The sequence below is a fragment of the Streptomyces sp. NPDC051104 genome (assembly GCF_040682835.1).
Classification (GTDB): domain Bacteria; phylum Actinomycetota; class Actinomycetes; order Streptomycetales; family Streptomycetaceae; genus Streptomyces; species Streptomyces cynarae.
In genome coordinates, this window is sequence record NZ_JBFBBS010000006.1 from 123,441 (window position 1) to 134,057 (window position 10,617).

9 protein-coding genes and 1 pseudogene are annotated in these 10,617 nt (G+C 73.3%); 4 read left to right on the forward strand and 6 right to left on the reverse strand.

Annotated features, from left to right (window positions below):
* The first annotated feature begins 106 nt into the window (after positions 1-106).
* Entirely contained in the window at positions 107-1,309 is a 1,203-nt protein-coding gene (locus AB0N14_RS11855; protein ID WP_366025505.1) for an amino acid deaminase/aldolase, read from the forward strand.
* An 89-nt stretch (positions 1,310-1,398) separates the two neighbouring features.
* Here the strand turns inward: AB0N14_RS11855 and AB0N14_RS11860 are convergent, their stop codons facing one another.
* Genes AB0N14_RS11860 through AB0N14_RS11870 form a run of 3 tightly spaced genes read right to left on the reverse strand, consistent with a single transcriptional unit; the run spans position 1,399 to position 4,966 of the window.
* The gene (locus tag AB0N14_RS11860) at positions 1,399-2,190 is read right to left on the reverse strand and encodes a 3-oxoacyl-ACP reductase (protein ID WP_366025652.1); all 792 of its coding nucleotides are present in this window, start codon (positions 2,188-2,190) and stop codon (positions 1,399-1,401) included.
* Positions 2,191-2,192: 2 nt separating this feature from the next.
* A complete protein-coding gene (locus tag AB0N14_RS11865; protein WP_366025506.1) occupies positions 2,193-3,584 on the reverse strand; it encodes an aldehyde dehydrogenase family protein in 1,392 nt (463 codons plus the stop codon).
* Positions 3,585-3,595: 11 nt separating this feature from the next.
* On the reverse strand, positions 3,596-4,966 hold the full coding sequence (locus AB0N14_RS11870) for a glutamine synthetase family protein (RefSeq protein ID WP_366025507.1): 1,371 nt from the start codon (positions 4,964-4,966) through the stop codon (positions 3,596-3,598).
* 76 nt (positions 4,967-5,042) lie between these two features.
* Between AB0N14_RS11870 and AB0N14_RS11875 the strand changes: the two genes are divergently transcribed.
* Both AB0N14_RS11875 and AB0N14_RS11880 read left to right on the forward strand, forming a co-directional pair.
* Complete coding sequence (locus tag AB0N14_RS11875) at positions 5,043-5,789, forward strand: FCD domain-containing protein (RefSeq protein WP_366025508.1); 747 nt, start codon at positions 5,043-5,045, stop codon at positions 5,787-5,789.
* A gap of 54 nt (positions 5,790-5,843) precedes the next feature.
* A complete protein-coding gene (locus AB0N14_RS11880) occupies positions 5,844-6,536 on the forward strand; it encodes a gamma-glutamyl-gamma-aminobutyrate hydrolase family protein (RefSeq protein ID WP_366025509.1) in 693 nt (230 codons plus the stop codon).
* Between the two features lie 306 nt (positions 6,537-6,842).
* Here the strand turns inward: AB0N14_RS11880 and AB0N14_RS11885 are convergent, their stop codons facing one another.
* Positions 6,843-7,778: a LysR family transcriptional regulator gene (locus AB0N14_RS11885; RefSeq protein WP_366025510.1), complete on the reverse strand. Its 936-nt coding sequence runs from the start codon at positions 7,776-7,778 to the stop codon at positions 6,843-6,845.
* Positions 7,779-7,848: 70 nt separating this feature from the next.
* Here AB0N14_RS11885 and AB0N14_RS11890 point away from each other — a divergent pair.
* A pseudogene (locus AB0N14_RS11890) lies at positions 7,849-9,047 on the forward strand (TDT family transporter).
* Here AB0N14_RS11890 and AB0N14_RS11895 read toward each other — a convergent pair.
* Together AB0N14_RS11895 and AB0N14_RS11900 are read right to left on the reverse strand one after the other, a co-directional pair.
* Positions 8,974-9,693, reverse strand: coding sequence for a helical backbone metal receptor (locus AB0N14_RS11895; protein WP_366025511.1), 720 nt, complete (start codon positions 9,691-9,693; stop codon positions 8,974-8,976). The pseudogene AB0N14_RS11890 and the gene AB0N14_RS11895 sit on opposite strands and share 74 nt — an antisense overlap.
* 37 nt (positions 9,694-9,730) lie before the next feature.
* On the reverse strand, positions 9,731-10,306 hold the full coding sequence (locus AB0N14_RS11900) for an XRE family transcriptional regulator (RefSeq protein WP_366025512.1): 576 nt from the start codon (positions 10,304-10,306) through the stop codon (positions 9,731-9,733).
* Positions 10,307-10,617 lie beyond the last annotated feature (311 nt).

Consider the following 10,617-nt stretch of genomic DNA (forward strand, 5'->3'; position numbering starts at 1 on the left):
CTCTACGGGTTGATCCACCTCGAACGGGAACCGGTCCGCGTCACCGGCGGCATCTGCCCGGATCGTCCCCCTACCCTGCGGTAATCACATCTGGCAGGCTGCGTCCATGACTGCCCGCGCCGCAGACCGGGCCCGCTACGACCGGGCCACCGCTCATCTCGACGCCCCTGTCGCGATCGTGGACCTGGAGGCGTTCGACGCGAACGCCGACGACCTGCTCCGCCGGGCCGGCGGCAAGCCGATCCGGGTGGCCAGCAAGTCAGTACGCTGCCGCGCTCTGCTCGAACGCGTGCTCGCCCGGGACGGTTTCGCCGGCATCCTGTCCTTCACGCTCGCCGAGTCCCTGTGGCTGGCCCGCTCCGGTTTCGACGACGTCCTGCTGGCCTACCCCTCGGCCGACCGCCAGGCGTTCGCCGAACTGACCAGCGACCCCAAGCTCGCCGCCGCCGTCTCGGTGATGATCGACGACCCGGCCCAGCTGCGTCTCATCGACGACGCCCGCCGGGGCGGCACCGAAGAGGTGCGCGTCTGCCTGGAGTTGGACACCTCGCTGAAGCTGCTCGGCGGCCGGGTCCGCGTCGGCGCGCGCCGCTCGCCGCTGCACTCCCCCGAGCAGGTCGCCGAGATGGCCCGCACGGTGCTCCGCACCCCCGGTTTCCGGCTGGTGGGCATCATGGCGTACGAGGGCCATGTCGCCGGTGTCGGCGACGCGGTGGCCGGGCGTCCGGTGCGGTCGCGGGCCATCCGGCTGATGCAGGCCACGGCGCGCAGCGAGCTCGGCCGGCGGCGCGCGGAAGTGGTGCGCGCGGTCCGGGCCGTGGCACCTGACCTGGATTTCGTCAACGGCGGCGGCACGGGCAGCGTCCAGTACACGGCCGCCGAGGACGCGGTGACCGAGATAGCGGCGGGCTCGGGGCTGTACCAGCCGCGGCTGTTCGACAACTACACCTCGTTCCGCGGCCGTCCGGCCGCCCTGTTCGCCCAGCCGGTGGTGCGCAGGCCCGGCGTCGGGGTGGTGACCGTGCTGGGTGGCGGCTACCCCGCGTCGGGAGCCGCGGGCCCCGACCGGCTGCCCGTGCCGTATCTGCCCGAGGGGCTGAAGTACGACCCGCAGGAGGGGCCGGGCGAAGTGCAGACGCCGCTGCTGGGCTCGGCCGCCGACGACCTGCTCATCGGCGACAAGGTGTGGTTCCGGCACGCCAAGGCGGGCGAGCTGTGCGAGCGTTTCGACGCGCTCCACCTGGTCGAGGGCGACCGGGTCACGGCGACCGTGCCGACGTACCGCGGCGAGGGGCACACCTTCCTCTGACGCGACCACCGGCACCGGCGCCAGGCGCCGGTGCGCCCTTGGGCCGCCCCTGATGCCGCCGTGACCCGGGGTCACGAGGCCAAGGCCCGCTACAGGGGCGTGACGTACGCGCCCGCGATTCCGCCGTCCACCAGGAAGTCGGTGGCGTTCACGAAGGACGAGTCGTCGCTGGCGAGGAACGCGACCGCCGCGGCGATCTCCTCCGCCTCCGCGAACCGGCCGACCGGGATGTGCACCAGGCGGCGCGCGGCCCGCTCGGGGTCCTTGGCGAACAGCTCCTGCAGGAGCGGGGTGTTGACCGGCCCGGGGCACAGCGCGTTGACCCGGATGCCCTCCCGCGCGAACTGCACGCCCAGTTCGCGGGACATGGCGAGGACGCCGCCCTTGGAGGCCGTGTACGAGATCTGCGAGGTGGCCGCGCCCATGCGGGCCACGAACGAGGCCGTGTTGATGACGGAGCCCTTGCCCTGGCGCCGCATGTAGGGGATGGCGGCCTTGCAGCACAGGTAGACGGAGGTCAGGTTGACCTCCTGGACCCGCTTCCAGGCCTGAAGGCCGGTCTCGAGAATGGAGTCGTCGTCGGGCGGCGAGATGCCCGCGTTGTTGAAGGCGACGTCGACGGACCCGTAGGTGTCGTAGGCCGCCTTGAACAGCGCCTCCACCTGCTCGGGGTCGGTGACGTCGACCTTCACGAACAGCCCGCCGACCTCCTCGGCGGCGGCCTTGCCGCGGGTCTCGTCGATGTCGCCGCAGACGACGTTCGCGCCCTCGGCGGCGAGGCGGCGCGCACTGGCGAGACCGATGCCGCTGCCGGCACCGGTGACGACGGCGGTGCGGCCGACCAGGCGGCGGCAGATGTTGTCAGAGGTCTGCGAGGTCACTGTCACTGTGCGGGGCCCTCCGTGCTGATGAAGACGTTCTTGGTCTCGGTGAAGGCGGTCAGGGCGTCCGGGCCGAGTTCGCGGCCGATCCCCGACTGCTTGAAGCCGCCGAAGGGGGTCCAGTAGCGGACGCTGGAGTGGGAGTTGACGGACAGGTTGCCCGCGCGGACGGCCTGGGAGACACGCAGCGCGCGGCCGACGTCCCGGGTCCAGATGGAGCCGGAGAGCCCGTACGGCGTGTCGTTGGCGAGCCGGATCGCGTCGGCCTCGTCCTCGAAGGGCAGGACGACGGCGACCGGGCCGAAGACCTCCTCGACGGCCACGCGCGCGTGCGGCTCGACCCCGGTGAGGACGGTCGGCGGGAACCAGAAGCCCCGCCCCTCGGGTGCCTTGCCGCGGATCCCTTCGGCGTCCGCGGAGACGTACGAGCGGACGCGCTCCAGCTGGGTCCTGGAGATCAGCGGGCCCATCTGGGTGTGCTCGTCGGCCGGGTCACCGACGAGGACCGACTCGACGGCGGGGGCGAGGAGGTCGAGGAAGCGGTCGTAGGCGGAGCGCTGGACGAGAATACGGGTGCGGGCGCAGCAGTCCTGGCCGGAGTTGTCGAGGAACGACATGGGGGCGGTCGCCGCGGCGGTCTCCAGGTCGGCGTCGGCGAAGACGATGTTGGGGCTCTTGCCGCCGAGTTCGAGGGTGACGCGCTTGAGCAGGGCGGAGCCCTTCGCCAACACCTGTTTGCCCACGGCCGTCGACCCGGTGAAGACGATCTTCGCCACGCCCGGGTGCTCGACGAGCGCGGCGCCCGCGACCGGGCCGTGGCCGGGCAGCACCTGGAACAGTCCTTCGGGCAGGCCCGCCTCCAGGGCCAGTTCGGCCAGGCGCAGGGCGGTGAGCGGGGTCGTCTCGGCGGGCTTGAGGAGCACCGCGTTGCCCGCCGCGAGTGCCGGGGCGGTGCCCCATGCCGCGATCGGCATCGGGAAGTTCCAGGGCGCGATGACGCCCACGACGCCGAGCGGTTCGAGGATCGTGACGTCCAGGCCGCCGGGGACGGGGATCTGACGCCCTGCCAGGCGCTCGACTCCGCCGGCCGCGTAGTCGAGCAGATCACGGACGTTGCCCGCCTCCCAGCGGGCGTTGCCGATCGTGTGCCCCGCCTCGCGGACCTCCGACTCGGCCAGTTCCTCGAGGTGTTCGTCGACGGCTCGGGCGAACCGGCGCAGCAGCCGGGCCCGGTCGCCGGGCGGGAGCGCCGCCCACCGTGACTGCGCCCGCGCGGCCCGTACGACGGCGGCGTCCACGTCGGCCGCGGTGGCGGCGGGGACGGTGGCGACGACCTCCTCGGTGGCCGGATTCAGCACCTGCAGCTCGAGCTCGTTCGACACGACGTTCGGCACGAAAGAACCCCTCACATGCGTTCGAAGGAGCGGCGCAGCTCCCAGTCGGTCACCGCGGCGTCGAAGGCCGCCAGTTCGACGCGGGCCATGTTGCTGTAGTGCGCGACCACCTCGTCACCGAAGGCGGCCTTGGCGAGGGCGCTGTTCTCCCAGAGTTCGGCGGCCTCGCGCAGGGTGGTGGGCACGTGCGCGTACTCGGCGGTGTAGGCGTTGCCGGGGCACGGCTCGGGCAGTTCCAGCTTCTGCTCGATGCCGTGCAGTCCGGCCGCGACCAAACCGGCGACGGCGAGGTGCGGGTTGACGTCGCCGCCGGGGACCCGGTTCTCGAAGCGCGTCGAGCGGCCGTGGCCGACGACCCTCAGGGCGCAGGTGCGGTTGTCGTACCCCCAGGCGATCGCGGTCGGGGCGAACGATCCCGGCTGGAAGCGCTTGTAGGAGTTGATGTTCGGCGCGTACAGCAGCGAGAAGTCGCGCAGGGCGGCCAGCTGCCCGGCGAGGAAGTGCCGCATGACCTCCGACAGCCCGCCGGGGTCGCCGGGCCCGCCGGCCATGGCGTTGCGGCCGTGCTCGTCGGCGAGCGAGAGGTGGATGTGGCAGGAGTTGCCCTCACGCTCGTTGTACTTCGCCATGAAGGTGATCGAGACGCCTTCCTGGGCGGCGATCTCCTTGGCTCCGGTCTTGTAGACGGCGTGCTGGTCGCAGGTGACGAGCGCGTCGTCGTAGCGGAAGGCGATCTCGTGCTGGCCGGGGTTGCACTCGCCCTTGGCGGACTCGACGGTCATCCCGGCGCCGGCCATCTCGTTGCGGATGCGGCGCAGCAGCGGCTCGATGCGGCCCGTGCCGAGTACGGAGTAGTCGATGTTGTACTGGTTGGCCGGGGTCAGGCCCCGGTAGTTCGCGTCCCAGGCCTGCTCGTAGGTGTCCTTGAAGACGATGAACTCCAGCTCGGTGCCGACCTGGGCGGTGTAGCCGAGAGCGGCCAGGCGCTCCAGCTGGCGGCGCAGGATCTGGCGGGGGGCGGCGAGTACGGGCGAGCCGTCGTTCCAGGCGAGGTCGGCGATGACCATGGCCGTGCCCTCGTGCCAGGGCACCCGGCGCAGGGTGCTCAGGTCCGGGTGGAGGGCGAAGTCGCCGTAGCCGCGGTCCCAGGAGGACATGTCGTAACCGTCGACCGTGTTCATCTCGGTGTCGACGGCGAGGAGGTAATTGCAGCCCTCCGTGCCGTGCTCCAGCACCTCGTCGAGGAAGAAACGCGCGGCGAACCGCTTGCCCTGGAGGCGCCCTTGCATGTCGGGGAAGGCCAGGACGACAGTGTCGATCTCGCCGCCCGCGACGAGGGTGTGCAGCTCCTCGAGGCCGAGCGGGGACGTGCGGTCTGCCACAGGAGGTCTCCTTCGGGTCCGCCGGGAGTCATAAGGTATTTCCCAGAACCATTGCTTGGGAAGGGGGCACGGCCGGATGTCGCAGGCGGGACCCGACGGCCTTACCGCAGGCGTGCGGGACCGGTTGACGCCGGTGCTGCGGCCGGTGCGGGCGGGCAACGGCTTCGAGGAGGCGCTGGAGCAGATCCTCCAGGTGGTCCGCCTGGGGCTGGTGCCGGGCGGCGAGCGGCTGCCCGCGGAGCGGGAGCTGGCGGAGCGGCTGGGGATCAGCCGGGTGACGCTGCGCGAGGTGCTGAAGGTGCTCCAGGACCAGGGCCTGGTGGAGTCGCGGCGCGGGCGCTACGGCGGCACGTTCGTCCTGCCGCGCGTGGACGCGGGCGGCGAGGACGAGCTGCGCCGGCGCATCGAGGAGGTCGACATCGAGGACGTGCTGCGGTTCCGTGAGGTGCTGGAGGTGGGGGCGGCGGGCCTGTGCGCGACGCACGGCCTCACGGACGAGCAGGCGGCACGGCTGCGGGAGGCCCTGGTTCGCACCCAGGACGCACCGCTGACGGAGTACCGGCGCCTGGACACGCTGCTGCACCTCACACTGGCCGAGCTCGCCGGGTCGCCGTCGCTGACGGCGCAGTACGCGTCCGTACGGGCCACGGTGAACGAACTGCTGGACTGCATCCCGCTGCTGGTGCGCAACCTGGAGCACTCGCAGCGGCAGCACGAGGCTCTGGTGGAGGCGGTGCTGGACGGGGACGCCGACGGGGCGCGGGAGATGATGCGGGAGCACTGCGCGGGGACGGCGGCGCTGCTGCGGGGCTTCCTGGCCTGAGCACCGCCCTTGTAAAGGTATTACCGTTGACCATTGTAGCTCTGGGAGGCCCCTATGACCGGACGGCCGCTGATCGGCGTGAGCACGTATCTGGAGGCCGGGGCGCGCTGGGGCGTCTGGGAGCTGGAGGCGGCGCTGCTGCCGGCGGGTTATCCACGACTGGTACAGCGGGCCGGCGGGCTCGCCGCGATGCTCCCGCCGGACGATCCGGCGCAGGCGGCGGCGACGGTGGCCCGGCTGGACGGTGTGGTGATCGCGGGCGGCCCGGACGTGGACCCGGCCCGCTACGGCGCGGAGCGCTCCCCGCGCACCGGGCCGCCCGCGCCCGAGCGGGACGCCTGGGAACTGGCGCTGATCGGGGCGGCGCTCGCGTCCGGCACGCCGCTGCTCGGCGTCTGCCGCGGGATGCAGCTGCTCAACGTCGCCCTGGGCGGCACACTCGTGCAGCACCTCGACGGGCACGTCGTCCAGGTCGGCGCGTTCGGCGGGCACACGGTCGAGCCGGTGCCTGGCACGCGCTACGGGGAGGTGGCACCGGAGTCGGTGTCGGTCCCGACCTACCACCACCAGGCCGTGGACCGCCTCGGGGACGGACTGGTGATCTCGGCGTACGCGGAGGACGGCACACCGGAGGCGGTCGAAGTGCCGGGTGCGGCCTGGGTGCTGGGTGTGCAGTGGCACCCGGAGATGGGCGAGGACGTCCGGGTGATGCGGGCGCTGGTGGAGGCGGCGTCCGCCCACGCCTAGGCCGCGCGCAACCCTGGCGCTCATCTTCCGCGTCAGGCCTGGCCTCGTCCCCGCGTCAGGCCTGACCTCGTCCCCGCGTCAGGCCTGACCTCGTCCCCGCATCAGCCCTGGCCTCGTCCCCGCATCAGCCCTGGCCTCGTCCCCGCGTCAGGCCTGGCCTCGTCCCCGCGTCAGGCCTGGCCTCGTCCCCGCGTCAGCCCTGGCCTCGTCCCCGCATCAGCCCTGGCCTCGTCCCCGCATCAGGCCTGGCCTCGTCCCCGCATCAGGCCTGCCCTCTGTGCCGGTCAGCCCTGCCCTCTGTGCCGGTCAGCCCTGCCCTCTGTGCCGCGTGAGCCCCAGCAGATCCCGTCCCGGGCCCGTCGGACGGTGCCCGGTGCGCCATACGGCTCGCAGCGCGCGGTTCAGGCGTACGCCGTCGACCGGGACGCTCACCAGGCGGCGGGCCGAGAGCTCCTCGCCCACGGCGAGTTCGCTGAGGACCGCGGGGCCCGCGCCGCTTACCGCCGAGGCCTTCACCGCGGTGGTCGACGACAGTTCGAGCAGGGGGCGGGCGAGGCCGCCAAGGGCCGCGTCCAGGACCTGACGGGTGCCCGAGCCCTCCTCCCGGAGGATCAGGGGGGTCGAGGCGAGTTCCCCGGCCGTGAGCGGCCTGCGGCGGCGTGCCCACGGGTGTCCCGGCGCCGTCACCACGATGAGCCGGTCCCGGGCGACGACCGCCTCGTCCAGGCCCGCCGGCACGGAGAGCCCCTCCACGAAGCCCAGGTCGGCCTCGTCCGCGAGGAGCCGTTCCGCGACCGCCGCCGAGTTCCCGGCCAGCAGCGACACCGCCGTGTCGGGCCGCTGGGCGCGCAGGGCGATCAGCCAGCCGGGCAGCAGGTACTCCGCGATCGTCATGCTCGCGGCCACGCGCAGCCGTGAGTCCCGCCGGCCCCGGAGCGCCTGTACACCCGCGTCGAACGCCTCCGCCGCCTCCACGATCCGCCGCGCCCAGTCGGTGACCAGCGCCCCCGCGGCGGTCAGCCGGGACCCCCGGGGCGAACGGTCCACCAGCGCCACCCCGAGCTGCCGCTCCATCGACCGGATCCGGCTGCTGGCCGCCGGCTGGGTGATCCCCAGCTCGCGCGCGGCCCGCCCCAGGCTGCCCAGCCGGGCCACCGCGAGCAGCAGCTCCAGTGCCCCCAGATCCGGTACCCGGTGCGCCAGACCCGCCCCCGGAAGCCCTGCCTCGACACCCTCAGCCATAAACACAGCTTATGCCCACATAGAGGCGCGGTCCCTGGTGCCGGCCTCTGCCCGGCGGGACCGTGTATCCATGGTCACCGCAGCTCAGCCCCCAGGGCCCGTCTCACGGAGATCCGTGAGGAGCGCCCTCCCCCTGCCCGCCCGCCCCCGGCGTGCCGCCGCCGTCCGCCACCTCGGACCGAACTGGTACGCCTCCGTGATGGGCACCGCAATGGTGGCGACCGCCGGCGCCGGTCTGCCCGGCGCCGTGCACGCGCCGGGACTGCGGACCGTCTGCACGGCCGTCTGGGCGCTGGCGTCGGCTCTGCTCGCGGCCCTGCTCGTCGGCCGCGCCCTGCACTGGGTCCACCACCGCGACCAGGCCCGCGCCCATCTCCTCGACCCCGCCGTGGCCCCCTTCTACGGCTGCCTGGCCATGGCCCTGCTCGCCGTGGGCGGCGCGCCACCCTGGCCGTCGGCCGGGACTGGATCGGTGCGCGCCCCGCCGTCGCCGTGGACGCCGTCCTGTTCACCACGGGCACTGTCATCGGTCTCGTCGCCGCCGTCGCCGTGCCGTATCTGATGGTCGCCCGGCACCGCATCGAGCCGCACCAGGCGAGCCCTGTGTGGCTGCTGCCGCTGGTCGCCCCCATGGTCTCCGCGGCCCAGGGTCCGCTGCTGGCCCCGCATCTGCCCACCGGCCGGCCCCGCGAGACGCTGCTGCTCGCCAGTCTCGCCCTGTTCGGGCTGAGCCTGCTGGCCACGCTCGTGACCCTGCCGCCGATCCTGACCCGGCTCATCACCGCGGGACCGCTGCCGCTCCCCCTGACACCGGCCCTCTTTCTGGTGCTGGGCCCGCTCGGCCAGTCCACCACCGCCGTCGGAACCGCCGCGGACGTCGCGCGCGGCGCCGTACCGGCCCCGTATGCCGAGGGCTTCGCCGTCCTGGCCGTGCTGTACGGCGTCCCGGTCATGGGCTTCGCCCTGTTCTGGCTGGCGCTCGCGGCCGCGCTGGTGGTGCGGGCCCTGCGGCAGGGCATGGGCTTCGTCATGACCTGGTGGGCGTTCACGTTCCCGGTCGGCACCTGTGCCACCGGCGCGGAGGTGCTGGCCCGGCGCACGGGGCTCGGCGCCTTCGACGGGCTCGCGGTCGGCCTGTACGCGCTGCTCGTCGCCGCGTGGGCCGTGGCCGCCGTCCTGACCGGTCGGGGTGTCCTCAGCGGCGAGCTGCTCGCAGCGCCCGGGCGAGGACGTGTGGCGCCTGCGTCAACGAGGGTCCGTACCAGGTGAGGTGACGCCCGCTGACCAGCGCGCACGGCAGCCCTTCGAATGCCTCCGGACCGTCGTCGGCGGTGAAGCGGTACGGCTCGTCGGGCAGCACCACCAGGTCGGGGGCGGAGTCCCGCAGCTCCTGAAGGGGCACCTTCGGATAGCGCTCCGGGTGCGTCCCGTACAGGTTGCCGATGCCGAGCCGGGCCAGGACGTCCCCGGCGAAGGTGTCCCGGCCCAGCACCATCCAGGGCCTGCGCCAGACGGGGACGACGGCGGTCCTCCGGGTCCCCGGCTCCGGCAGCCGTGACCACGCCGCCTCCGCCTCGTCCAGCCAGCGGGGCCGGGCCGGCGCGCCGCACGCCGCCACCACCCGCTCCAGTTCGCGGAAGGCCTGGGGCACGTCCCGCACTTCGGTGACCAGGACGTTCAGGCCCGCATCGCGCAGGGCGGCGAGGTCCGGTTCACGGTTCTCCTCCTCGTTGGCGAGCACCAGGTCGGGGGCGAGTCCGACGATCCGGTCGACCTTCGGGTTCTTCGTGCCGCCGATCCGGACGACGTCGAGGTCCGCCGGGTGGGTGCACCAGTCGGTGGCGCCGACCAGGGCGCCCGGCACGGAGGCGGTGACGGCCTCGGTCAGCGACGGCACCAGTGAGACGACCCGCATCCTGCCTCCTCGGGCCCAGGCGGTGACGGCAAGCAGGTCAGCGGCGGCGCGACCGGTCCTCGACCGCCTCGACGTGGTCCGCGACCGCGACCACCACCACGCGGGTGTCCGGCACGGTCGCCCGCCAGCGGTGCCGCACTCCCCCGCTCAGGTACAGCGTGTCTCCCCGCCCGAGCCGGTGCGCCCGGCCCTCCGCCTCTATCTCGACGGCGCCCTCGACGACGTACATCAACTCGTCGTTGCGGTGCTGGAATTCGCGTCCCTCGTCGTGGTCCCCGATGAACTCCATCGCGTGCAGCTGGTGGTGCCCGCGCACCAGCGGGCGCACCCGGGCCTGCCCCGGCGGGACCGCTTCGTCGTCGGCGCGCAGCACGTCCACGCTGCACGCCGGGTCGGCCGCGGCCAGCAGGTCGACGGCGGTGGTGCGCAGGGCGTCGGCGATCCGCTCCAGGGAGGGCCGGCTGGGACGCGCCCGCTCGTTCTCCACCTGGCTCAGGAAGGGCACCGACAGGCCGCTGCGCTCGGCGACGACGGCGAGGGTGAGCTCCAGCGCGCGGCGCCGCCGCCGTACGGCCGCGCCCACCCGAAGGGGCTGCTCTTTGTGGTCGCCCATCGCTCCGGCTCCCTCCCTCGCTCGTCGGTCCACTGCTTCTTCTGAGTTGTCTGCACCCTACGCATGTTCGGCAAACCGTTTCATGCGCCCGTCACATCGGTGTCATATACAAGAGTGGTGAAGGTCAGGGTTCGCGCCACCGGACGAGCCGTCCCGCCTCCCCGCGCACGCCGCGCTCACCTGCGAGGAAACGGCTGACCAGAGGCGCGGGGCGGCCCGCGCGAGGTACCGGAGGCGTCGCGGACCGGTCAGGGAGGAGAGCCGTACGGTCACGATCGGTGAATTGGGCCGTTGCGGGGTTGTCCGGATTC

Excerpts from the sequence above, each read along its gene's own strand:
- AB0N14_RS11855 (WP_366025505.1), top strand. The coding sequence starts at position 107 with ATGACTGCCCGCGCCGCAGACCGGGCCCGCTACGACCGGGCCACCGCT.
- AB0N14_RS11875 (WP_366025508.1), top strand. The coding sequence starts at position 5,043 with ATGTCGCAGGCGGGACCCGACGGCCTTACCGCAGGCGTGCGGGACCGG.
- AB0N14_RS11880 (WP_366025509.1), top strand. The coding sequence starts at position 5,844 with ATGACCGGACGGCCGCTGATCGGCGTGAGCACGTATCTGGAGGCCGGG.
- AB0N14_RS11885 (WP_366025510.1), bottom strand. The coding sequence starts at position 7,778 with ATGGCTGAGGGTGTCGAGGCAGGGCTTCCGGGGGCGGGTCTGGCGCAC.
- AB0N14_RS11895 (WP_366025511.1), bottom strand. The coding sequence starts at position 9,693 with ATGCGGGTCGTCTCACTGGTGCCGTCGCTGACCGAGGCCGTCACCGCC.
- AB0N14_RS11900 (WP_366025512.1), bottom strand. The coding sequence starts at position 10,306 with ATGGGCGACCACAAAGAGCAGCCCCTTCGGGTGGGCGCGGCCGTACGG.